17 protein-coding genes and 1 riboswitch are annotated in these 26,061 nt (G+C 37.9%); of the genes, 8 read left to right on the top strand and 9 right to left on the bottom strand.

Annotated elements, in window-relative coordinates; all coding sequences use genetic code 11:
* The first annotated feature begins 358 nt into the window (after window positions 1-358).
* From HPY74_06965 to HPY74_06940, 6 genes are all read left to right on the top strand, one after another.
* Window positions 359-1,318: a cation transporter gene (locus HPY74_06965; protein ID NSW90404.1), complete on the top strand. Its 960-nt coding sequence runs from the start codon at window positions 359-361 to the stop codon at window positions 1,316-1,318.
* A gap of 220 nt (window positions 1,319-1,538) precedes the next feature.
* Complete coding sequence (locus tag HPY74_06960) at window positions 1,539-3,482, top strand: DUF2207 domain-containing protein (protein ID NSW90403.1); 1,944 nt, start codon at window positions 1,539-1,541, stop codon at window positions 3,480-3,482.
* Window positions 3,483-3,638: 156 nt separating this feature from the next.
* Window positions 3,639-4,187: a LemA family protein gene (locus HPY74_06955; GenBank protein ID NSW90402.1), complete on the top strand. Its 549-nt coding sequence runs from the start codon at window positions 3,639-3,641 to the stop codon at window positions 4,185-4,187.
* A 164-nt stretch (window positions 4,188-4,351) separates the two neighbouring features.
* On the top strand, window positions 4,352-5,371 hold the full coding sequence (locus tag HPY74_06950) for a LacI family DNA-binding transcriptional regulator (protein NSW90401.1): 1,020 nt from the start codon (window positions 4,352-4,354) through the stop codon (window positions 5,369-5,371).
* Between the two features lie 118 nt (window positions 5,372-5,489).
* Window positions 5,490-6,212, top strand: coding sequence for a ThuA domain-containing protein (locus tag HPY74_06945; GenBank protein ID NSW90400.1), 723 nt, complete (start codon window positions 5,490-5,492; stop codon window positions 6,210-6,212).
* Between the two features lie 97 nt (window positions 6,213-6,309).
* Window positions 6,310-7,413, top strand: a complete 1,104-nt coding sequence (locus HPY74_06940; GenBank protein NSW90399.1) for a Gfo/Idh/MocA family oxidoreductase — start codon at window positions 6,310-6,312, stop codon at window positions 7,411-7,413.
* Between the two features lie 107 nt (window positions 7,414-7,520).
* On the opposite strand, the gene HPY74_06935 is transcribed toward HPY74_06940, so the two are convergent.
* The 3 genes from HPY74_06935 to HPY74_06925 all read right to left on the bottom strand — a co-directional run bounded on the left by HPY74_06935 (window position 7,521) and on the right by HPY74_06925 (window position 11,488).
* On the bottom strand, window positions 7,521-8,453 hold the full coding sequence (locus HPY74_06935; GenBank protein NSW90398.1) for a response regulator: 933 nt from the start codon (window positions 8,451-8,453) through the stop codon (window positions 7,521-7,523).
* A gap of 284 nt (window positions 8,454-8,737) precedes the next feature.
* Window positions 8,738-9,874 carry a methyltransferase gene (locus HPY74_06930; protein ID NSW90397.1) on the bottom strand — a complete coding sequence of 379 codons (1,137 nt, stop codon included), beginning with the start codon at window positions 9,872-9,874 and terminating at the stop codon, window positions 8,738-8,740.
* 249 nt (window positions 9,875-10,123) lie between these two features.
* Entirely contained in the window at window positions 10,124-11,488 is a 1,365-nt protein-coding gene (locus HPY74_06925) for an MFS transporter (protein NSW90396.1), read from the bottom strand.
* A 247-nt stretch (window positions 11,489-11,735) separates the two neighbouring features.
* Here HPY74_06925 and nifJ point away from each other — a divergent pair, with 247 nt between their 5' ends.
* A complete protein-coding gene (gene nifJ, locus HPY74_06920) occupies window positions 11,736-15,269 on the top strand; it encodes a pyruvate:ferredoxin (flavodoxin) oxidoreductase (protein ID NSW90395.1) in 3,534 nt (1,177 codons plus the stop codon).
* Window positions 15,270-15,390: 121 nt separating this feature from the next.
* On the opposite strand, the gene HPY74_06915 is transcribed toward nifJ, so the two are convergent.
* The 3 genes from HPY74_06915 to HPY74_06905 form a co-directional block, all read right to left on the bottom strand.
* Complete coding sequence (locus HPY74_06915; protein ID NSW90394.1) at window positions 15,391-15,933, bottom strand: ECF transporter S component; 543 nt, start codon at window positions 15,931-15,933, stop codon at window positions 15,391-15,393.
* Between the two features lie 177 nt (window positions 15,934-16,110).
* Window positions 16,111-16,243: riboswitch (FMN riboswitch) on the bottom strand.
* Window positions 16,244-16,340: 97 nt separating this feature from the next.
* Window positions 16,341-17,330, bottom strand: coding sequence for a LacI family DNA-binding transcriptional regulator (locus HPY74_06910; GenBank protein ID NSW90393.1), 990 nt, complete (start codon window positions 17,328-17,330; stop codon window positions 16,341-16,343).
* Complete coding sequence (locus HPY74_06905; GenBank protein ID NSW90392.1) at window positions 17,330-19,801, bottom strand: hypothetical protein; 2,472 nt, start codon at window positions 19,799-19,801, stop codon at window positions 17,330-17,332. The genes HPY74_06910 and HPY74_06905 overlap by 1 nt, the downstream gene beginning before the upstream one ends.
* Before the next feature lie 234 nt (window positions 19,802-20,035).
* Between HPY74_06905 and HPY74_06900 the strand changes: the two genes are divergently transcribed.
* Window positions 20,036-21,127: a hypothetical protein gene (locus HPY74_06900; GenBank protein ID NSW90391.1), complete on the top strand. Its 1,092-nt coding sequence runs from the start codon at window positions 20,036-20,038 to the stop codon at window positions 21,125-21,127.
* 73 nt (window positions 21,128-21,200) lie between these two features.
* Here the strand turns inward: HPY74_06900 and HPY74_06895 are convergent, their stop codons facing one another.
* From HPY74_06895 to HPY74_06885, 3 genes are all read right to left on the bottom strand, one after another.
* Window positions 21,201-21,650: a YhcH/YjgK/YiaL family protein gene (locus tag HPY74_06895; GenBank protein NSW90390.1), complete on the bottom strand. Its 450-nt coding sequence runs from the start codon at window positions 21,648-21,650 to the stop codon at window positions 21,201-21,203.
* A 70-nt stretch (window positions 21,651-21,720) separates the two neighbouring features.
* On the bottom strand, window positions 21,721-25,086 hold the full coding sequence (locus HPY74_06890) for a DUF4981 domain-containing protein (GenBank protein NSW90389.1): 3,366 nt from the start codon (window positions 25,084-25,086) through the stop codon (window positions 21,721-21,723).
* Between the two features lie 14 nt (window positions 25,087-25,100).
* Window positions 25,101-26,060, bottom strand: coding sequence for a transketolase family protein (locus tag HPY74_06885; GenBank protein ID NSW90388.1), 960 nt, complete (start codon window positions 26,058-26,060; stop codon window positions 25,101-25,103).
* Window position 26,061 lies beyond the last annotated feature (1 nt).

Here is a 26,061-nt window from a genome sequence, read left to right as displayed (position 1 = left end):
GGTTATAGTGTTATCCGATGACTTAAACGTATGGTTAAATTTATGTAATATTATTATATAATTGGATAAAATTACTAACGCAGCCACTATTAATGGATAAGAATAAAATTTTCATGCTTCAGCTCTGTAAAAAAGGGAATTTTCTTGACAATTATGCATATATTATAGTATATTAATTATAGTATATTAAATTTAAACAATTATAATATCATACGGAGCAGGCGATGCATCAGCGATGCGTGGGGCTGGGCTGGTATTTCCGGCAGCAGGTAAAAATACCTGTGGGACTGTAGTTTAAGTAAATTACGGTGCCACAGGTATTTTTTTCTCTATGGCACAGAAAATGGAGGTAAATCATATGGGTTATATGCAGGAAACAAATTACAAAAAAGGAGAAAGAATAACAACCGCATGTGTTGTCGGTAATGTAATCCTTAGCTTATTTAAACTGTTTGCAGGATTAACCGGCGGTAGTAAAGCAATGGTATCAGATGCCCTTCATTCCGGTTCAGATGTAGTTGCAACTCTTGTGGTGCTTATAGGCATTAAAATTGCTAAAAAACCTGTCGACAAAGAGCATCCCTACGGCCACGGTAAAATTGAGCCTATTGCCGCAGCGTTTGTGGGTGTTACATTGATATTTGCTGCTTTTGCCATTGTAAAGGGAATTATAGAATCAATAATTAATCATTCTTTTGCAACTCCATCTTTCATTACTATTGTAGCTGCTGTTATATCAATTGTTGTTAAGGAAGCAATGTTCAGAATTACTTATAGTGAAGGTAAAAAAATCAACAGTGTATCAATTATGGCGAATGCCTGGGACCACCGTTCAGATGCATATTCTTCCATAGGTACATTTTTTGGTATTTTGGGAAGTATTATTGGAAATTATTTTAATATTTACTTTCTTGAATACCTGGACCCGTTAGCCGGAGCCATTGTTGCTTGCTTGATCTTTAAGGTAGCATTTGATATTTTGAAGCATTCTATTAAAGGTCTTATGGATTCTTCTCCAAGTAGCGAAAAGATTAACAGTATAAAGGAATCAGTAATGGGTATAGATGGAGTAATCTCTATTTCATGGATTAAAGCCAGATATATGGGACAGCATCTTTTTGTAGATATGGGAATTGGGGTAGATCCGGGTATAACAGTAGAAGAAGGTCATAATATTGCGATGCTGACAAAAGAAAAGTTACTGGAAGATATAAAGGATGTTTTCGAGGTCCTTGTCCATATAGATCCGGTAGTAAATATTCAGAAAAATCCGGTTTTTAACTCTTATGAATTAGAAAATCCTACTGAAAGTGAGTAGGAAAGGATGTATTTCTTCCCTACTTTTAATGTTTAATTTTTTTATGTATTTACATATTAATCTGTGTGATATAATAGCTTAATAAATATAATTTATTGTGTTGGTTTTATTTAAGAACTATCGCTAAATATTATTTCATAATGAAATGGCACAATATAATGAAATGGCACAATAAGTTAAATTAGAAATACATTAAATTTGAAAGTAGGGGTCCTATTATATGCTGGGAAGAAAAAAACAAGCTGCAGCAATTTTTTTATTTGCTATTATTGTTGTTCTGATGATTATATCTGCCTTTGCCACTATTGCAGTAATGCCTGTATTTGCCACTGTTGTAATGGCTGACAGCGACAGGGAATATTACATTTCAAAGTATAATATATTAGTATATATTAGCAGTGATGGTTCTGCCAGTGTTGAAGAACACATAACCTATAATTTCTCAGGTAAATTTAATGGTGTAACTCTTAATATTGATTTATCAGGGACTAATGGTATAGAGAAACCGCAAGTGTTTATAAATCGAAAAGGTACCGAAGTAAAAGCCGAAGAAAATAATTCCGGGGCAAGGGGTACTTATACCTTTAATTTGTCCAATAATACGGCAATGTTTAAGGTATATGAGCCTTCACAAGATGAAGAAAAAACCTTTGTTTACAGGTACAAGTTGCTGGATGCAGTAACAAGATACAATGACATTGCCGAGTTTAACAGAAAAATGATTGGTACCGGCTGGGAAGTACCTATTAATAATGTCTATATAAAAGTGACAATACCTGAGGGTGCAACAAAAGAAGAAATTAACATTTTTGGTCATGGCCCTTTAACCGGAGAATCAGAAATAATTGATGCAAAGACAGCTGAATTCAAAGTACCTGCAGTGTCGCCCGGAACCTTTGTCGAAACGAGAGTGCTCTTTCCTAACAAACTTGTCCCCAATTCAAAGAATATAGTTTCCAAAGATGCTTTATCGGATATTCTTAAATATGAAGAAAAACTTGCCGAAGAAGCAAATATTGAAAGAGAAAAGGCCAGGGAGTTTTTAAAACAGCAAGAGGAAAGGCGAAAAAGGCTCTCCCTTATAGGAAACATATTATTTGGAATTTTACTGCCCCTATGGTTTGCTATAATAATATATATCTATTTAAAATATGATAGAGAATTTAAGCACAGCTTTTTTGGTCAATATTACAGAGAATTGCCCGGAGAATACACTCCTGCGGAAATGAGCGTGCTCATGAGTATGGGTAGTGTACATCCTAGGGATATAATGGCTACCCTTATGGACCTTGTCAGGAAAAGATATCTTTTGCTTGAAAAAGTTGATGTGGACAAAAAGTCCCTTTTCGGAACTAAAAAAGTATCAGAGTATATGATTTCATTAAATAATGAAAAACCCTTAACAGACTTAAAATCTCATGAATCTTTTCTGATAAACTGGTTTATTAATGAAATCGGCAATGGACATGATGTATTATTAAACGATATTAAAGATTATGCAAAGAAGAACAAGACTGCATTGGACTTTAAAGGGAGCTATGACCTCTGGTGTGAGAAAGCGGAAATGGAAGCCAAAAAAAATAATTTTTTTGACAATTCTGCAAAGAAAGGCCAAATTATAGGTATACTGTCGGCAATATTTTATATAGCTGCAGGTATTGCATTACCTGCAGCTTTCTACACAGCTTATGGCGTTATACTGCTATTCCTGGGTATTATTATGCTAATTTTTTCTGCTAGAATTAAGAGACGTTCTTCCTATGGCAATGAACAATATGCAAAGTGGAAGGCTTTCAGAAAATTCTTAAAAGACTTCAGCCGCTTAAGAGAGGCTGAAATCCAGTCCATTATCCTATGGGAGCATTACCTGGTCTATGCAATATCTCTAGGTGTAGCAAAAGAAGTAATAAAGCAACTTCCACTGGTTTTTAAAGATACTGATTTAAATAATCCCCAGCTTACATTCCTCTACGGGATGTCTTACGGGTATTTTAGCAACTTTGAAAGGACATTTAACGATACCATACGCACAGTTGAAAGTGCGGTTACAACAGCTACTGCTATAGCTAATTCAAAGAATTCGTCACTTTCAGGAAAAGGTGGTGGCTTTAGCGGAGGTAGTTCAGGAGGAGGTGGTGGTGGCAGCGGTGGCGGTGCTTTTTAATTTCCTATATTGGGTGTATTTAATTTAAGTGAAGAAAATATTGGAGCACCACGGATGACGCGAAAAGCGATGCTTGAGACAGGATTAAGTAAATATATATTTTTAAGTGTATTTTTAAGTGTATTTTTAGCAAATATTTTAACTGGAGGGTTTTTTATGGTATGGATTATTGCTTTTATAGTAATTGTAGTTTTGGTATTAATTGTAATATCTATGTACAACGGCCTGGTGATTAAAAGGAACAGGGTAAAGAATTCATGGAGCCAAATTGATGTACAACTAAAGAGAAGGTTTGACCTTATTCCGAATCTTGTAGAGACTGTAAAGGGTTATGCAGGTCATGAAAAAGAAACTTTGGAAGCTGTTGTCTCTGCAAGGACAAAATACCTCTCGGCAAAAACGCCGGAAGATATGATGAATGCCAACGGCCAGCTTTCTCAAGTATTAGGTAGGCTTTTTGCATTATCTGAAGCCTACCCTGATTTGAAGGCCAATGAAAACTTTTCTCACTTGCAGCAGGAGCTTTCAAAGACAGAGGATAAGATAAGCTATGCAAGGCAATTTTATAATGATGTTGTCTTAACATATAACAATGCGGTGCAAATGTTTCCAACTAACATAATTGCATCAATGTTTGGTTTTAAAGAAGAGCCTTTCTTTAAGACCGACGAAGCTGAAAGAAGCACTCCAAGAGTTAGTTTTTAAGAACTGCATCTAGTAAAACTTCTTTAGTTTTAGTCAAATTGTTAAATTTGATTGACTTTAATATTTTTTTAAGTTATAATGTACACGTGTACAAAATTAAGGAACATTAGAGAAAGGAGGTAATTGTTGTAGCGACAAGAAATGATGTGGCCAAAAAGGCGGGTGTGTCAGGTGCTACAGTTTCAAGGGTTTTTAATAACCCTAATTCAGTATCTCCTGCTACCCGTGACAGAGTTTTAAAAGCCGCAAAGGAATTGGACTATCATCCTAATATTATAGCAACTAATTTTATAAAAGGGGTAAGCGGAAATATAGGGGTTGTAATTCCAAGAATTCAAAATGTCCATATGCTATCTGTATACTACTTTGCAGAGCTTTTAAGCGGAATTGGCGATGCCCTTACAAAAAACGGCTATAATCTTCTTTTATTTTATCATGACATTGATACTGTACACAGTCATGCAAGAAATAATGGAAAGTATAGTATATCAGGTGGTGATTATGTAAAGTATTTCAGGGGAAACAAAGTAGACGGTTGTATATTATTGGGGACATTTGCCAATGATCCCTCGCTTAAAAAATTGAAAGAAGAGGGTTATAAATTTTGTCTTATAAATAACTACATAGAAAACTCCGGTATAAGTTTCGTAGATGCAGATAATGTAAAAGGAAGTTTTGAAGCGGTAAAACACCTTATCGACCTGGGACATAGAGAAATTGCTTTTTTAAACGGCCCAATGTATTATATAAATAGTATAGACAGGCTTAAAGGCTATAAAAAAGCTCTAGAGACATACAATATCCCTTTTGACAATGAAATGCTCTTTGAAGGCAACTATGGAAGAAAAAGCGGATATTATGCGTCAAAAAAAATACTGTCCCTTAAAAAGATACCTTCTTCGGTCTTTGTCTCTAATGACAGGATGGCTGCAGGCCTCCTTCAAGGGCTGTTGGAAAATGGCACTAAAATACCGGAAGAAATTTCTATCGTGGGTTACGATGATTCGGATATAGCAACTCTCGTTACACCGCAGCTTACTACAGTACGTATCCCCTTTTATGAGCTGGGTTATAAATGTGCCGGTGAATTTATTAAATACGTTAGAAATGAAAAGGATAATTTTGAAATATTTATACAGCCCGAATTGGTGGTTAGAAAATCAACCAATCATAACCTGGTATAAATCAAGGACTTGAAGTCCTTTAGTAAACAAGATATTAACAATATTTGTTCCAATTTAATTTTCTTCCTAAAGTAAATATAAAATAAATATAAATAATAAGTAGGCAGGTGAATAAATAATGAAAAGAAAAGCTTTAATTGTCTGGGGTGGTTGGCTTGGTCACGAACCGGAACAGGTAGCACACATATTTAAGAGGACTCTTGAAGAATGTGACTTTGAAGTGGAAGTTTCTGATACTTTGGATGCATTCCTGGATGTAGAAAAGTTAAAATCCCTACATTTAATAATTCCAGAGTGGACCATGGGGAAAATAACCGGAGAACAAGTTAAACCGGTTATGGAAGCCGTAGCCTCAGGAGTAGGATTAGCTGGATGTCATGGAGGAATGTGCGACGCTTTCCGCGAAAGCGTTGAATGGCAGTTTATGACAGGTGGACAATGGGTCTCCCATCCCGGCGGAGACGGCGTGGAATATATGGTAAATATTAAAAGAGGTTCAAGCCCTATTGTAGAAGGAATTGAAGACTTTAAGGTAAAAAGTGAGCAGTATTACGTACATGTAGACCCTGCCATTGAAGTACTGGCAACCACACGTTTTCCTGTAGTCAACTGGTATCATGCTTCCAATGGATATGTGGATGTCCCCGTAGTATGGACAAAGAGATGGGGACATGGCCGAGTATTTTACAGCTCCCTGGGTCATCATGCAGATGTTTTCAATATAAAAGAAGCCCTTGAAATAATGCGAAGAGGATTCTTATGGGCTGCAGAAGGCAAAGATGTTGCATTAAGATTAGGCCTTGATGCAAGAGAATTTGAAAGCGACAAGAAAATGTTTTAGTGGTACTGAAGTGGTACTGGAGTTGTCCTGGAGAGGCATAGGGACATTTTACGTGCCGCTGCTTCAATAAAAATAAACGTGAAAGGAGAAATCAATTATGAAAAAAGTTAAAGTTGGTGTCATCGGTTGCGGGAATATAAGCGGTATATATTTTAAGAACGGCAAACTGCTTGAAGTCCTTGACATCGTTGCATGTTCCGATCTTTATATTGAAAGGGCAAAAGCTAAGGCAGAAGAGTTTGGCATTCCCAAAGCATGTACAGTGGAAGAACTGCTATCGGATCCCGATATTCAAATAGTACTAAACCTCACTATCCCCAAAGCTCATGCAGAAGTCAGCCTTGCAGCGTTAGAAGCCGGTAAGAGCGTTTATAGTGAAAAACCCCTGGCAATTACAAGAGAAGACGGTCAAAAAATATTAAAAACAGCCAAATCCAAAGGACTCCTTGTAGGGTGTGCTCCCGATACTTTTATGGGAGGCGGGATTCAAACCTGTCGCAAACTCATAGATGACGGATGGATTGGTGAACCCATAGGGGCAACTGCTTTTATGATGTGCCATGGACATGAAAGCTGGCATCCCGACCCGGAATTCTATTACAAGGTTGGAGGAGGCCCCATGTTGGATATGGGTCCCTATTACCTCACAGCATTAATAAACCTTATTGGTCCAATACGAAGGATAACAGGTTCAGCAAGAATTACATTCCCTGAGAGGACAATAACAAGCAAACCAAAATACGGCACCAAAATTACTGTTGATACTCCTACCCATATTGCCGGAGTCATTGATTTCGAAAACGGATCCATAGGTACAATAATTACAAGTTTTGATGTATGGGCGGCACAGCTTCCCAGAATAGAGATATATGGCACTGAAGGTTCCCTTAGTGTACCTGATCCCAATACTTTCGGCGGGCCGGTTTATGTAAAAAGAAAAGATGCTTCTCAATGGAGTGAAGTGCCTTTAACTCACGGTTTCGCTGAAAACAGCAGAGGTATCGGGCTTGCAGATATGGCCTATGCATTAATCAGCGGCCGGTCTCATAGAGCAAATGGAGATATGGCATATCATGTATTGGATGTAATGCTGGGATTCCTTGATACATCAAATAATGGTAAACACTATGAAGTTGCCAGCACCTGCCAACGTCCGTCACCATTGCCCATGGGACTTCCTGCAAATGCACTGGATGAGTAGGAGCTTGTTTTTAAGGAAGCAAGAATCTGCTCTTGAGGCTTCTTTTAAGAATCTTGAAAAGCAAATCCGCTGGATTTATTTTCCGGCGGATTTGCTTTTTAACCCTCTCAATCTTTTCGCCTATCCTTAAAATAGGCACTTCCGGGTATTGATTTTACAAACTTCTTAACCTCAGCAGCAACTTCCGATACATGTGCATATGTGACAAATTTCCTGTATTCATTTGAAACAACAGCCATTGAAATAGACATTATAGGGAATTTATTAATATTTCCTCTTCTATCAGTTGTGGTTATATAACCATTTTCAATATCCCTTTTACTATATAAACTTTTTATCTTGGTATCAAAATCATTGATAATACCATTACAAACATTATCCACGCATTCCGGTATTGTTATAACAATAAAATCATCTCCACCTATATGCCCTATAAAATCACCGGATGTACCATGCATGTGTACATTATCACATATAATGTCAGCTGTAAGTTTTATAGCCCTATCACCACTTGCAAATCCATATACATCATTATAAGCCTTGAAATTGTCCAAATCAGCATAAATAAATGAAAATACTTTATTTGTTGCAATTCTGTGATTTATTTCCATTTGGATTTCAATATTTCCCGGCAAACCTGTAAGTGGATTAACATATCTGTTCCTTTCTATTCTTATAAGGGTGTTTCTGACCCTGCTTATAAGTTCTCTGGGATTAAAAGGTTTAATAATATAATCATCGGCGCCAAGTTCCAAGCTCTTAAGTTTATCATCTTCATTAACCTGAGATGTTAGAATAATAATGGGCATAAGGTTATTACCCTCATCCTCCCTTAATATCTTGCAAACCTCGAAACCATTCATTTCCGGCAAGATCACATCAAGTAATACAAGATCAGGCTTTTCCTGGGCAACCTTAAGCAGTCCTTCCTCCCCACTGTTTGCTATAATAACATCATAATTTTCTGCTCTTAGGATATCTGCTATCATGTTTGATATTAATTCACTATCTTCTATGACGAGTATTTTCTTCTTAAACATATGACTACTCCTAAATAACTAACACACTCTGCTCGTATAAAGCAAAAACTGCCAACGGTTTTAGGTTTTACATAATAATATTATATCTCAAAGTAAACACCATATACAATACAATATCAATAACATTTTGATTTAACTCTTAATATAGATAAAACAAGTACATAAAGAACCGGCAAAAGCCTTTATTGAACATGGGAAATAGCAGGAAATCGAAAGCACAATTAATTTAAATAGGAGATACTTTGCACTCCATTGTTACCAAGCAAATTATATTTAACCTTAACCTAACCCCTTCCAAATTTTTTAGCTGCTTCAAACATATAAACAATATTCTGGCACGGTACATCTTCCTGAATATTATGGGCAGTAGCAAAAATATAGCCCCCATTTTTATTTAGGATTTTTATAACTTTCTCAACTTCCTCTTCTATACTTTCTTTTGTACCGTAGGGCAAAATGTCCTGGGTATCTATGCCTCCATGAAAGATTATTCTATCCCCGTAAGTGTCTTTAAGGAGTTTAGGGTCCATACCCCTTGCTTTGGGTTGGATGGGATTTAGTATATCTACGCCACAATCAATCAGGTCATCTATCAATGGGAAAACGCTGCCGCATGAATGGTGAAGGTATGCCGCATCTGTAAACGTTTTTGTATATCTTATTCTTTCTTTGAAATATGGTTTAATTAACTCTCTAAACATGTCGGGAGATATGAACAATCCATTCTGGGTGGCAAAATCATCTCCGCTGGAAGTGTAATGGATATATTTGCCTAATGCTCCGTAATACAATTCAATTATTTTTTTTTGATAGTTTAAAACAATTTCAAAGAACCTTTTAACAAAGTCCTGATCTATAGCCATTTTTAAAAGAAAATCATCGAAACCGCACATCCAACATCCCAATTCAAATATGCCGTAAACAGGGTGTTCAGCACATATAATATAGTCGGTTTCTTTATATAACCTTTCAGCTTCTCTGGTGTAATTCTCTAATTCACTTATATCAATAGATTCAGGGTCAGGCCACTCAAATAATTCCAGATCCTCCAGGGAAGCACCTTTCAAGGGATAATCCACAATATCCCAGTACATGCCTGTATATTTGCGTCTAATCCCCCATTCATCCACATACTCATTATCAGATACTTTCCTATATAATGACTTTTTGGGGTGTAATATGGCACCTACAGACCTCGTATCAATATCAAAATACTCAAGCAATCTCTCATCCAGTTTACGGACTTTGCCAAATGGCAGAATATCTATGTTATCCTTATCCTGTTCGTATCCCAGGAATTCAAGCAGCTTATACATGCTGCGTCCTTCCATACTTGAGAGGGGATTTCCTCCTAAGTCAATTATCAATCTTTCAGGTCTTATGTGCCTGAGTGTTTTATAAAAATCATCTCTTCTTTTCATTATGAGCTCCATATTATCTGTGTATCTCTCGATCATCCTTGTACTTCTAATTTCCTATCTTATACTTATCCTATATTATAACGCATTGAAAAGTGTATTGCACTATATTTTTTCAATATTCTTAAGAAAGGCTTATGGCTATGACTAACTGTGGTAACAGGGTTATCCCGAAACATTTTCCTCAGAAGCGCGGGCAAAAGCCTTTATAGAACAAGGGAAATGGGAAGAAATTAGTAATAACCATAATGTTTAGGAAGTTTGATTAATACCATTGAATTTTCCCTTCCCCTTTCTATCTTTTAATAGGTCAAAAACCTGTAGACTTACAATTCCAAGAACTGACAGGGCATAAAGTATTCTAAACTCACCAAAATCTATATTTCCCTGTACAAAACTTGCTCCGGCGAGAAAAGATTTTATTCTTCCACCAATAAAAGGGGCAATCAACAATGTTAAGCCTATAGCCGTAGTATAAAACCCGTCATAAAATGTTCTACATTTTTCAGGGATTACACTGTATTTCCTATTAAAATTTGCTACCGCAAATCCGGAATTCGAAAAAGCTCCAAATATATATGCCATAGGGATAAAAACAAACATACTACTTCGTGATACTAATGCCCACATTGCAATATCTCCTGCAAAAAACCAGATTGATATCCTCAAGGCAAATTCATTTCCACGTTGATCACAGATTTTACCCCACCATGGGAGTATAAAAATCTGAATAAGAGCATTAATTGTTGACATTGTACTTATAAATGTATACGATAATCTCAAGTAACGTATCATATAAACCTGAGAAAATGATGCTGAAATATATAGCACCATATAGAAAAATATCATTTTATATGTAAATCCCATAAACTCTTTGTTTTTTAAAGGCATTCGGAATACGTCGGCAATATTAAACTTCTCTCTGTCACTATTCTCAATATAACTATCTTCTATATTCCAGAAAGCAATATTCTCTGCAATAATAAAAACCAAAGCTGTAGCATAAAGAATAGCAAAACCTTTATAGCTTTTACCTGTAATATCTAGAATAATACCACTTATTAACGGTACAAGTGCAGATATTATTACGGCAAATACCTGACGAATGGCAAAATAACGTCCTCTTATATTTAATGGTATAACATTTACAAACCAACTATTAATAGCTAATGACATTAACATATTAATAGAATACCCTATAATAAGAATTATAAATAAAACAAGTACTTTTAATTTTTCCGGTATCAATAAAGGCACTAATATTATTGAAACTAATAAAGGCTTAGCAATTGAATTTAAACAAATTACTAACTTCTTAATATTCTTAAATCTCTCAAGAAAAAGTCCCGAAAATACAAGAAATATACCACTAATGCTGGAAATTAAAGGAATATAACCTACTGTCTCATCAGATGCGCCAAGATACACAGCAAATCCGGACAATACAACTCCACCTGTTAAAACCATAAATATTGAACCCACAATAGCCTGTAAGATAAAAAAATCCTGGCTCTTTCTACTAAGGCTGTTTATCAAGTCAGCATCGTCATGATACACCAGCCTGTCAATGATTCTTTTCAAATTTAAAAAATTATATTTACTTCTGTAAATTAGCATACATAACTGTCCTTTCTTACACATATCTAATTCAGTAACAAAATACAGAACAATAAAATTATCAAATACAAAAAAACATTAACATTACAGTCACAATTCTTAAATAGGAAAAACTTAAGATATATATGTTTTTTTAAATATAATACGTAAGATCCGTACGTTGCATGAAAAGCTGGATAAAATTGTGTTTACTTAATTGTACAGTGAGGTATAAATTATTTATGATAATGAAAGGGGAAAAATACATATGAGGAAAATAATGAAGACTATGGATGGTAACACAGCTGCTGCACATGTGGCATATGCATTTACAGAGGTTGCGGCAATATATCCCATAACTCCTTCATCAACAATGGCTGAGTTGGTTGATGAATGGAGTGCACAGGGGCGTAAAAATATTTTCGGTCAGGTTGTAAAGCTTACAGAAATGCAGTCTGAAGCAGGAGCTGCAGGTGCTATGCACGGTGCGCTTGCTGCAGGAGCTTTAGCAACTACGTTTACTGCTTCTCAGGGGTTGCTGCTCATGATTCCCAACATGTATAAAATTGCAGGTGAACTTTTGCCGGGGGTTTTCCATGTGAGTGCCCGTACAATTGCCACCCATGCACTTTCTATTTTTGGCGACCACTCGGATGTTATGGCAACCCGCCAAACAGGTGTAGCCATGCTGGCATCGGGCAGTGTCCAGGAAGTTATGGACCTTGGTGGAATTGCCCACCTGGCTGCAATAAAATCAAGGGTACCTTTCCTGCACTTTTTTGATGGTTTCAGGACATCTCATGAAGTTCAAAAAATCGAAGTATTAGAATATGATGAATTGGCAAAACTGGTAGATTATGAAGCTATTCAAAAGTTCAGGAAAAACGCACTTAACCCTGAACACCCTGTAACGAGAGGTACTGCTCAAAACCCTGATATATTCTTCCAGGCAAGAGAAGCATCTAACAGGTTTTACCTTGCCGTACCTGATATTGTAGAGTTTTATATGCAGGAGATATTCAAGCTTACGGGAAGAGAATATCATCCTTTTGTATATTACGGTTGTGAAGACGCAGAGCATGTTATTGTAGCAATGGGTTCGGTAACCGAAACTATAGAAGAAACCATTGACTACCTTGCTCAAAAAGGAGAAAAGGTGGGATTAATTAAAGTACACCTCTACCGTCCCTTCTCAGAAAAGTATTTCTTTAATGTTTTACCAAAAACAGTAAGGAGAATTTCTGTATTAGACAGGACAAAGGAACCCGGAGCATTAGGAGAACCCTTATATCAAGATGTGCGAACATTATTCTACAATAAGAATAATGCTCCTTTAATTGTTGGAGGAAGGTATGGTTTAAGTTCTAAAAATACGACACCTTCACAAATTAAGGCCGTATTTGATAATCTAAAAGAAGAACAGCCTAAGAATGGCTTTACTATAGGTATTGTAGATGACGTTACTCATCTCTCGCTTCCTATTAAAGAAAGAATTAAGACCTCCCCTGAAGACACCATAAACTGTAAGTTCTGGGGCTTTGGTTCAGATGGAACAGTTGGAGCGAATAAAAATGCCATAAAGATTATCGGGGATAACACGGATTTATATGCACAAGCATACTTCTCTTATGATTCCAAAAAGTCAGGTGGTGTAACCGTATCACACTTACGTTTCGGCAAGAAACCCATAAAATCCACATATCTTATTGAAGAAGCAGACTTTATAGCCTGTCATAAAGAATCTTATGTAATTCAATTTGATATCATTGAGGGATTGAAACCGGGAGGTACTTTTGTATTAAATTGCCAGTGGTCACCTGAAGAATTGAAGGAAAAACTTCCTTATAATATGAGAAAACATCTAAAGGAACAAAATATTAATTTCTATATAATCAATGCTTACGAAATAGCTTCAAAGCTGGGACTTGGCGGAAGAATAAATATGATAATGCAAACTGTATTCTTCAAGCTGGCTAATATTATTCCTGTCGAAGACGCAGTAAAATATTTAAAAGATGCCATTCAAAAAACTTATGGAAGCAAGGGAGAAAAAATCGTTAAGATGAATTGGGATTCTGTAGACCAAGCCTTGGATGCTTTAATAAAAGTGGATGTATCAAACCTTATATCTGATGAGGAAGCAGAATTAGACGTTAAAGTTGAAGGATTCAGACCACATTTTATTAAGAACATACTTGATGTAATAAACCGCCAGCAAGGTGATTTATTGCCTGTAAGCGCCTTTATTGGTGCTGAAGACGGTACATTCCCACAGGGTACTGCTGCTTGGGAGAAGCGAGGTATTGCAATTGATGTACCTGAATGGCAGGTAGAAAACTGCATACAGTGCAATCAGTGCTCGCTTGTATGTCCTCATGCCGTTATTCGCCCTTACCTGTTGGATAAGGAAGAAAAGGCAGCAGCACCTGAAACCTTTATTACCAAGCCCACTATAGGTAAGGGACTTGAAGGTCTGGAATACCGGATTCAAATTAGTCCTTTGGACTGCACGGGGTGCGGTGTTTGTGCCCAAGTATGCCCTGCCAAGAATAAAGCATTAATTATGAAGCCCTTTGAAGAGCAGGTTGCGGTCCAAAAGGCAAACTTCGACTTTGCAGCGAATAATATTAAAATAAAAGACAATCTGATGGATAAATTTACACTCAAAGGAAGCCAATTCTCAAAACCGTTGCTTGAGTACTCAGGCGCTTGCGCAGGTTGCGGTGAAACACCCTATGCTAAACTTGTTACTCAGCTTTTCGGAGACAGGATGCTCATTGCCAATGCTACAGGCTGTTCCTCCATCTGGGGCGGCTCGGCGCCGTCTACTCCATATACGGTAAATGACAGGGGCCATGGACCTGCATGGGCCAATTCATTGTTTGAAGATAATGCGGAATATGGGTATGGTATGCACCTCGGTATATCACAAATCAGGTCTAAAATTGCCGATTTAGCAAAGGAACTAATAAAAACAAATTTAGATGTCAAGTTAAATGAAGCTCTTAATGAATGGTTGGAAAACAAGGATAAGGGTGAAGAATCAAAAACCACTACAGAAAAACTATTACCTTTACTTGAAAATTATGCAAATAATAACCTGGTAGCCCAAATCCTTGATAAAAAAGAATTCTTAATTAAGAAATCCCAGTGGATATTCGGAGGCGATGGATGGGCATACGATATTGACTTCCACGGGCTTGATCATGTAATTGCATCAGGGGAGGATATCAATATACTGGTATTCGATACTGAAGTTTACTCCAATACCGGCGGCCAGTCATCTAAATCTACACCTACTGCTGCCGTCGCAAAATTTGCCGCATCAGGGAAAAAGATAAGGAAAAAGGACTTAGGTAGAATTGCAATGACATATGGTTATGTATACGTGGCACAGATTGCCCTGGGAGCAAATATGAACCAGGCCATAAGGGCAATTAAGGAGGCTGAAGCCTATATCGGACCTTCACTAATAATTGCTTATGCTCCCTGTATTGCCCACGGTATAAAAGGTGGTATGGGCAACAGCAGCCTGCAGCAAAAGAGAGCAGTAGAAGCCGGATACTGGCACCTTTACAGGTATAACCCCATGCTTAAGAAAGAAGGCAAAAACCCTTTCATCCTGGATTCGAAAGAACCTACAGCTTCTTTCAGGGACTTCATCCAAAGTGAAACTCGCTATACCAGTCTAAAGAATACCTTCCCTGAAATAGCTGAAAAATACTTTGAAATTGCAGAACAGGATGCAAAAGAAAAATATGAGATTTACAAACAGATGCATGAAAACTCAGGAGTACGTTAGTAAATTTTCCTCTTAAAGTAAGTTTGCTTCTGTTAAGTAAGAGTCAGTGGGGGGCTTCACCCCCCACTGAACAGAGAAGCAATACCGCTAGAAAAAGCTGTCTAATTTTGTAAATTATAAATTATAATGTGATTTTCTTAAAAGCTTTGCTCAAGGGCTTATAAAGCAACATCGTCAACAATGAATTGATAACAGATTTAAGTATGTTAAAGGGTATTACCGTTACTGCCAGCCCGGCTTTAACAACTTCATAGGGTATACCAAACTTTGGTGTAAAATACAGGTTTGCAGGTATCATTATCAAAACCATGGCAAGTGAACCTGCAACAAGGGAAATTATTGCTCCTTTAAAAGTGTGTACCTTTTTATATATAAGCGACGAAACCAACACCAGAGTACCTGTAGCAATAACGTGCATAACAAAGCCTATCCAACCGCTTCCCGCACTTACTGATACAGCCTGAATAAATGAAACAATTACAGTTATTATAAGCCCTGCAAGAGGTCCGTACATGAATCCTCCAATAAGTATGGGAATATCAGCAGGATCGTATTCTAAATAAGGCGCTGAAGGAATCAACGGAAACCTTAAAGCCAACATAAGCACAATTCCTAAAGCAGATAATGCAGCAATTCTTACCATTTTGTTAATATCGAATTTCATATTTACACACACTCCTCACAAAATAATTTTACTTTTATAACTTTTATATTCTATATATTCAAGGAATCTCTTATCCCGCGGCAATAAAAAATTCCCTGAATAAATCTCCAGGGAATATCTTCTATTTCCTTTTCTTTTCAATTTACTTTTTCTTAAAACTTCTTAAAAAAAGCAAATATTAATCTTCTTCCATCCAGACTTTACTGTCGGCTCCGGAATCTCACCGGATCGGCCTTGGCTCGCGGGCTAACGGCTATATTACATCCGCATTACCGCCGGTCGGGAATTTCACCCTGCCCTGAAGATTTTATTCATTTTTATCAACAATTTAAATGATAGCACGAAAATTATTCCTGGTCAATAGGATTTTTTAGAATTCCTCAATTTTTAATTTACTTACAATTTACTTACAAAGACATCCTATCTATTATCCGGTGTTCAAGTACAGGTACTTCATGCACATTTTCACCTTCCACCAGCCTCAAAAGAAGTTCTACAGCCTTTATACCTATATCATCCATAGGATATGAAACTGTTGTCAAAGCAGGTTCTATGTATTTTAATACATCAATATTGTCAAAACCCATTATACCGGCATCCCCAGGTACTTTAATACCTCTTCTTTTGAAATAACTTAAAACTTCAATAGCAAAGATATCACTTGTACATATAACAGCTGTTTTCTTACTGCCGGTAAACTTTATACCGTCAAACAAATCAGTAAAATTTTTGTTGTCAATAATTATAGTTTCAATGCCAGAGGCATATTCATTGATTGCGTCCGTAAAGCCAATAAACCTCTGGTTAACAGCATAAATATTCATTTTGTCTCTATATGACAAAGCAGGGCTTAAATATATTATCCTCTTGTAACCCTTGTCGATTACATGCCTGGTAGCCTGTTTCATCGCTATCCGGTCATCAATGCTTATATAATGAAAACTCTCTGAAATCTTATTGATAACTGTTACAATAGGAATATTTAAAGATTTCAAGTACTTATCATAATCTTTACTATTATTAACAGAGCAAAGCAATATTCCGTCTACTTTTCTATCCGTAAGATGTTCTATACATTTTTTCTCAATTTCCAAATCTTTATTTGTAAGAGTGAGATAAATAAAGTACCCCATTTCCCTCGCTTTAGATTCAATTGCATTTACTATTTGTGCAAAAAACCTGTTATATAAGTCAAATACAATAACCCCTAAAGTCATTGTCCTACCCTTTGCAAGGCTTCGTGCTATGAAATTAGGACGGTATCCCAATTTTTGTGCAGTCTCAATAATCCTTTTACGCGTATCCGGGTTAATGCCCGGCCGGCCGTGCAATGCACGGTCGACCGTCCCTCTTGATACACCACAAATTCGGGCAATTTCCTCCGTTGTTACACTCATTATTCTATATTTTCACCCCTATATGCAATATTTCCAGTCCCGAATACAACCTTCCGTACATCAATGCATCCACTCTTAACTTCAATAAAGGGTTTTCCGTCTTTTACCCCTGCAGTTCCAAATCCTGTTTCAGTTGATATGAAACTTCTAAAATCACCCTTAATCCGAGGTCCAATGTAGAATACCTTTTCAACAGCATCATACCGGATGCCTGTTAATCCCTGTAATAAAGCATAAGATGCCATAGCCCTGGCATACCAGTGCCCGCATTCATATTCATTGAATGGGTTCCTAACACTCCCATCATAACGCTTCCTACATGTCCTGACAATATCCAACCCTTCATCAACATACCCCATGCTCATCAGATGGGAAGCCACCTGGTATTCAATACCTGTCCAGACCTCATCACTATATATGAAAGGCAGTGAGGGTTTTCCACCTTTTGGCCATGTACAAAGCAGCAATCCGCCCTCTTTACCAACTGCATATCCGGGGCGTTGTGGATTAACATGAGTTGATAAATCCTTTTTAAGGTTATACTTGTATACACTCATCAAATGCTTTTTTACCTTATCTGAATCAAGTATTTCACCGATCCCACACATTTCCGCCATCCATGCACCAATCACTCCATCGGAAAGGCATCCGTTTCCATACTGGTATTTTGGTCCTTCCTTCATCAATAACTCCCGGGTTTCGGTATTACTTTCCTCTAAAGGTAACCTGGCTTTTAATCCTTCCCATTGTACCTTTTGAATAAAATACTCACCGTTAAATAGTGAATTTTCAAGAAAATCTTTACATTTCAGGTATAACTCATCATATAGGGAATAGTCATCTCCAACAGCTTTTGCCATTAATGAGGCAGCTTTTAGTGCTCCAAGATAGAAAGAATTACACATTCCGTCAGGCCCCCAGAACTCAATATCATATGTGTTGTGGTGCGGTTCTTTAAGAATGCCTTCTTTTTTCGGGTCCCAGGTATCTATGCAATAGTTAATACTTAACTTTACCTTAGGCCAAATTTGCTTAAGCCATTGAGTGTCCCCGCTAATCCTCCATTCCCTGTAAATCTTCATAATACCTCCAAGCTGCCCATCAGCAGCTGCATGAAAATCATGGCTTGACGGTCGTATGGGGAGGGAAGCTCTAAACTGCTGGTGGCCTTTTTCATCCTGGGATTCATAAAATTCAGTCTGTCTCAATCCTCTTTCCAGCCCAGGGAACAGATGGCACAATGCCTGGGTATAGTTCCAAACATGGGTGCATGTACCATAACAACATCCTGTTTCATCACAGCAGCCTTCCCAGCACCACAATCTTCCGTCGGTTTGCCTTAAAACAGTAGGTGATTTCAATATAGTAAGGTTTGCAGCAACAGCCTCAATTACTTCACCGGGTAATGTAGTATCGTAGAAACACCTGGTAAATTCCATAGTTTTTTGGTATAGTTGCTCATAATTACTACCCCAATAATCTGAAACCTCCATTACATTGTTAAATCTTTTAGAATACCATGGCTTATACTTTTCTTTTGTATCGGCTTTATCCTTGCACCCATAGCCGCATCCGCAGTTTTCGCTTTTTTCTTCATCTTTTCCAAATCTTAGGTCGGTTTCAGGTACATACCATGAAAGCCTTAGCCTGATAACTTTCTCTTCATCCGGTCCAAGTTGGAATGGCACAAAAATACTTGCGCCAGGGCTAGGCTTTTCTTCTTTTGGGAGACTTTTCTCAATTGCTGCTCCTTCTTCTATGTTCTTCCAGAGTATTGTCAGAGTATCAAACATCCAGCCCCTAAACCATGAGCAATCAACCCTGGCCTGGAGGTCATCCACTACAGCGCAAAAAGCTCCCTGTTCCCATGGTTTTTCTTCAACCGGCGGCTGATCAAGGATAAAACCATTAGGTACTGTTAGGACTTGTTCATTTCCTGCACCTGTTTTCATAAAATTAAAAGCATTAAATGAATAAACGCATTCTATTTTTTCGTTTGCAGTATTTTTAAACCTGAACTCAAGTCCTGCTACAGGCAAGCTCGAATTGTCCGCATCCCCTGGAATAAATGGACTCCACCCTGTAATTTGGACATCTAAAGGAATTTCTTCATCTTTCAAAGTAACTATGCCGAAAGGGAATATAGCTTTAAATGAACTCTCCCTGAATCTCGGTAAGCCATAATTTTTACCTGGCAGTCCATTTCCCATTCCTTTACCTCTTCCGAAAATCTTGTACATGGGTACGGGACCTTCCAGCACCCTTGCAATATTTTTTTCACCTTTTATACAAATTGCAGAGAATACATTTGGTTCATTATGTATATCAGGTTTATTTCTTAATGAAAAATGAGACAATGTACCTGTACCTTCCAAGCAGATCATGCCTGCTCCCATACCTCCCATGGGATAGGCAACAAACTTTAGTTTTTCTCCCGAATACTCAGTAATATTAATTATTTTACTAAGCATGTAACTCCACCTCACTTTTATAATTTTGTGTTTTTGGTTTACGTACCGTGCACGTGCACGTCTGCAATAATTATAGCATGTGCGGGGAGTGAATACAATATTTTTCTATCTCTTCTTGAATGTTTCCTTTTTTTCATATAATATAAATGTATATTTATTTAAAGGTAGTACATAAAGCATGGCAATAAATTAGGAAAACTTATTTTAAGTTTAACACTCTAGGGGGTGTACCTTATGCAAAATATGACAGGTATTGAACGTATGCGCAATATATTGGAACGTAAACCTGTGGACCGTATTGGTCTTTATGAGCATTTCTGGGGTGATACTCACAAAAAATGGGTTGCAGATGGGTTTCTTAAGGAAAATGAAAGCTTTGCCGACCATTTCGGGTTTGATATGGATGAATGCTGGGCATTTAACATGGTGGCCAATCCGGACTTTGTGCCTGAAGTTGTAGAAGAAACAGAAGAAACCATTCTTGTCCGGGATGGCAACGGTGCCCTCCTCCGCAGGCATAAACTCCATGATTCCACACCTGAACATGTAGATTTTCTTGTAAAAGAAAGAAAAGACTGGGAAGAATATGTAAAACCGTTATTAAAACCAGACCGAAGGCGTATTAATTTTGAAGCATACAGAAAAGCAAAGAAGTATGCTGCAGAAAAAAACCGTTTTTTTGTATGGTCTGGGACAAATGTATTTGAGTTGATGCACCCCGTTTGCGGTCACGAGTATATGCTTATGGGAATGGCACTCGACCCGGATTGGGTTATAGATATGGTAGATACATATAGCCGCCTGATTATCGAGCTTCAGGAAATATTATTTGCTGAAGAAGGTTATCCTGATGGTATTTGGTATTATGAAGATATGGGTTTTAAAGGTAAACCCTTTTTTTCTCCTGCCATGTACAAAGAAATAATACAACCGGGACATAAGAGGACTTTCGACTTTGCCCATGCCCATAACCTGCCTGTAATAGTCCACTCATGCGGTATGGTTGAATCTCTTGTGCCCGGCTTGATTGAAGCCGGTATGGATTGCTTACAGGTAATTGAAATAAAGTCGGGAATGGACCTCCTGAAATTGTATAAAGAGTACGGCGATATACTTTCCTTTATGGGGGGTATTGATGTGAGGGTATTGTATACAAATGATAAAGAACTTATTAAACAGGAATTGGAATCTAAAATACCGGTAGTTATGGAAAAATACGGTTATTCTCTCCACAGCGACCACTCAATTCCCAATACTGTACATTATGAAACGTATAGGTATTTTATTGAAAAGGGATTGGAGTTAGGGACATATAAAGATGCATAAAAGACGAAATGAAAGGCAACCAATATATACTCATGAGCTACTAACTCATGAGTATATATTATGTATATTGTAATTACACCTTTACCTTAATAACAATTTTTTTTACTTTTCCTGGTCTGTCAACAGCAATACACGGCATATGTGCATCTTCCGGGAAAAGCACCATGAAAGTACCTTTTTCTACCTTCAATAAATCACCTTTGCCTTCCAGTAACAAATAATCTCCTTTTTCATCATATTCCCGGGTTACCTTCAAACTATTTATATTTGCATATCCAATATACTCACTGCCTTCAAAAACATATTGTATATCTATATACTTTCTGTGTGCTTCCCAGATCCCTTGATCAATAGTCTTTGTATCATAATTTGAAACCATCATGTATATTTCTTCGCCATTTATTTCATGTTTCCCAGGCTCCATTTTTGAAAAGTCATTATTCAGTAAGAATTTTAAAGCAGTTTCAATTTTTTTACTAATTCCATAATATAGGAAAGCATTTTTTATATTGTCAATTATCATAACTTACCCCCATCCGGTTATTTCACATCATTTCAACTATAACCCTTCATTACTATTTAATAATAATTAATTATAAGCTTTCGGGTAAATACTTACTAATCCTTGCAGGAGTCCATTCCTGGGTAGAAAAAGGTCTTAACCTAAATGTAAATGTTGTTTCTACAGGTTGCAGCTGATATTTGGGAAGGGGTCCCGGCCCGCAACTGTTGCTTCCAAGTCCTCCTTGGGCATAGTCCACATTCAGGATAACTTCGTTACGTTTTACTAATTCGTGAGTGTGTTTTGCTGCAGTAAAATCCTCTGCAGTATAGTGGTGAGCACTTATATTAATACAGGAAGTTCCCTTTGAAGGCATGCCTGTTACTAAAAGCCCTATACCCCTTGAATCTATAAAGGCACCCCAGCGTACATCAGATTTGTTTCCGTTTTCCTGGGGTTTAATGTACGGTACATATTGTTCTTCTACAGTCCCGGAGTATATACCGATACGGGCGCTTTCTTTCCTGTCAATGTAATTTTCGTGAGGCCCCCGTCCATACCATATCATTCTGTCAAATTCTACAGGAAGGCGAAATTCATAGCCCATCCGAGGCAAGTGAGGCAATCCTTCTTTGGGTTTAAACGTTGAAGTTATTACTATATCACCTGTACCATAAATCAAATATGAGGTTATAACTCCGAATGCCGGTGCCTTACTCCTTACACCAAGAATAGACTTAACTGTTATTTCCACCGCCTTGTTATGTTTAGTTACAGAAACATCCCTTATGCTTTGCTCCAGCCTGTCAAAACCTTCCTGACACCACAGTTTTGCCTGCCTGGGTGCATCATTATCGGTAGGAGCTCTCCATATATGTGGTTTTGGTCCCTGGCGTAATACTTGAGCGCCATTGTACTCAAGGGAAGAAATACTCCCCCGTATTTTATCAAAATCCAGTTTGAAATCTTCTCCTTTTATTGTTAACATACAGCCTGTCTCTTCAACATTCAAACAAGGTATAGTTGATGCAGGAATTATTATGAATTCAGGAACTATAGTCTCATAAACTCTTGCATAATTTCTTGCATCATCTCCTGGATCATCTCTTACATCGCACGCTCTATCGCCTGAAACTTCTTCCTGGACAGGTTCCGCTTTCCGGACTTCTACTGGAAGCTTGAACTGAGCCCATGCAACTTCATGTCCCCTCGGTGCCCAGGGTTCATTTCTCTTAAGGCAAAAATCAATATTCAGCCAGTATTCCGTTGCCGGCCTCCCTTCAGGAAGAGTATACGGTATCTCAACCACCCTGTCCTTTCCCGCAGGTATATCCAACTCTGGCAATAGTCCCTGTTGGATTATATGTCCGTCATAGTTTATTGACCAGCTTGCTTCAAGGTACGCAAGCGAAATGAAGTTATACTTGTTGACAATTTTGACAATACCCTGTTTCAAATCTATAGGTATTACATGAACAGGCTCAATTACTTTTTTATATTCAATTAATCCTGTATGAGGCACTCTATCAGGAAAAACCAGGGCGTCAATGCAAAAATTGCCGTCGTTGGGCCAGTCTCCAAAATCCCCTCCGTAAGCAAACCATTCCTTACCATTTTGATTTTTTTGACGTATGCCGTGGTCGGCCCACTCCCAGACACACCCACCTATCAACCGGGGATATTTATAGATAACTTCCCAGTACTCCTTCAAATTTCCTGGGCCGTTTCCCATGGCATGGGCATACTCGCACATAAAAAATGGCCTTGGGTCATCTTCCTTTTCCCCCTGCTCAATAAGATAATCTACAGTAGGATACATCACACTTACAACATCTACCACTTTCGCTTCCCGTGCCCCTTCATAATGGATGGGCCTTGTTGGATCGGCACTGCGTATCCACTCTGCCATAGCATCATGATTTGAGCCATAACCTGATTCATTCCCAAGGGACCACATTATTATGCATGGGTGGTTTTTATCCCGCTCCACCATCCGAATGGCACGGTCTATATATGCTTTTTTCCACTCAGGGTCATTGGAAATTTGGCTTACATCTCCAGTTATGCCAAATCCATGGGTTTCTAGATCAGCCTCATCTATTACATAGAGGCCATACCTGTCACAAAGGTCGAGAAATCTCGGGTCATTTGGGTAATGGGATGTCCTGACAGCATTAATATTATGCTGTTTCATTATGACTATATCTTTCTCCATATCCTCTAAGGATACGGCATAACCCTTATCCGGATGGAAATCATGACGGTTTACACCCTTTATTTTTATAGGGACGCCATTTATTAAAAGCTGTTTGTCTTTTATTTCAACCTGCCTAAAACCTATATCTTCCCCCACGACTTCAATTATGTTGTCTTTTTTATCTTTTAAAACCAAAATCAGCTTGTACAAATAAGGATCTTCCGCAGACCATTTTTTTGGGTTTAGTATGTTTAAGATAGCTTCTATGGAAGTTTCATCGGAAGTTTCATTGCTTTTATCAAAAGCTATGGAATGTGCTATTTTTCTATCAATAATAGGCTCTCCTTTATCATCCGGTACAGCCATTCCCTTATCATCTAAAAGTGACAAAGATAAACTATATACTTCATTTCTTATTTCGTCTTTTACTTCATCTCTTACTTCATTTCTTAAAAACCCTTCACCTTTTTTCAAAAACGCTTTAATATTAAGTGTTGCATCAATACAGGATTCATCAAGCCGGGTCCTTACAGAAAAATCCCTTATATAAACCTGCGGAACAGATATTAGATAAACATCGCGGAAGATTCCATTTAACCTCCACATATCCTGGTCTTCCATATAACTTGCATCTGACCACTGGTATACTTCCACAGCAACAGTATTATTTCCACATCTTACAAACTCCGTAATATTAAATTCCGCAGGTATATGGCTGCCTTTACTAAAGCCGACCTTTTGCCCGTTTATGTACACATAAAAAGCCGAACAGACTCCTTCAAAAACCAAAAACACCTGGCGTGAATCCCACCCAGAAGGAATAGTAAACTCTCTCCTGTAAAGCCCCACAGGATTATTGTCAGGTACATAAGGAGGATCCACTGTATAAGGGTATGCAGCATTTGTATAATTAGGAATACCGTAACCATACAATTGCCAACATCCCGGTACGTGGATTGTATCCCACTTAATACCACATATACCATCTTTTTCATTGCAAATATCATCACAATCAATACCGGCATGATGGCCCTGCCCCTGAAAACCTTCCGGTATATCTTCTGGTATATCGAAAGGTGTGGGACAATAGTAAAACTGCCAAGTTCCGTTTAATAGTTTAAAATACGGTGACTCTCCCCGTTCTCCGGTCTTTGCAGATTCAACATCATCATAAGGTATAAAACTTGACCTGGCAGGTTCCCTGTTTATGTGGAGTACTGCAGGATTTTCCCAGTCTCTTGTTATGCCTCTTTTAAACATTGTATAGAGCCCCCCTATTTCTTCATTCTCATAGCTTCTTTCGCCTTTTCAACAATATCTTCAGCAGTAAGGCCATATTCCTTCATTAGTGGTGCCGGTTTGCCTGATTTTCCGAACTTGTCCATTATAGCAACAATCCTCATAGGCACAGGATAGTTTTCCACTATAACCTCGGCAACAGCACTCCCCAGTCCTCCATACATATTATGTTCCTCTGCGGTAACAATGGCGCCTGTTTCTTTGGCAGCTTTTATTATAATATCCTTATCGATAGGTTTTACTGTATGAATGTCAATAACCCTTGCACTAATCCCCTCGCCTTCAAGCATGTCTTTTGCCGCCAGGGCCTCATGTACCATCAATCCCGTTGCAATTATTGTTACGTCGGAGCCTTCTGAAATAGTAATCCCTTTCCCCCACTCAAACTTATAATTGCTTTCATCGTATATTACCGGTACAGCAAGGCGTCCAAGCCTTAAGTATACAGGACCCTCATATTCTATGGCTGCTTTTACCGCATGCCTTGTTTCTACTGCATCTGCCGGGCATATTACTGTCATGTTAGGTATAGAACGCATTATTCCCATATCTTCCACTGCCTGATGGGAAGCTCCATCCTCTCCTACAGATATTCCAGCATGAGTAGCACCTATTTTTACATTAAGCCTCGGGTAGCATATAGAGTTTCTAATCTGCTCACATGCCCTCTCAGCCGCAAATATGGCAAAACTGCTTGCAAAAACAATTTTGCCGCAAGTTGCAAGCCCTGCAGCAACTGACATCATATTTGCTTCTGCTATACCCATATTAAAAAACCTTTCAGGATACTTTTTCTTAAAGGTATCTGTTTTTGTAGACTTAGAAAGGTCCGCATCAAGTACTACAATCCTGTTGTCTCCTCCAAACTCGGCAAGGGCAGCTCCATATGCCTCCCTCGTTGCAATTTTTTTTACTGAAGAATTATTCTGTACCATA

Source organism: Bacillota bacterium (assembly GCA_013314855.1).
Taxonomy (GTDB): Bacteria; Bacillota; Clostridia; order Acetivibrionales; family DUMC01; genus Ch48.
Note: the sequence above shows the minus strand (reverse complement) of the source record. Positions and strands in the feature narration are given on the sequence as shown.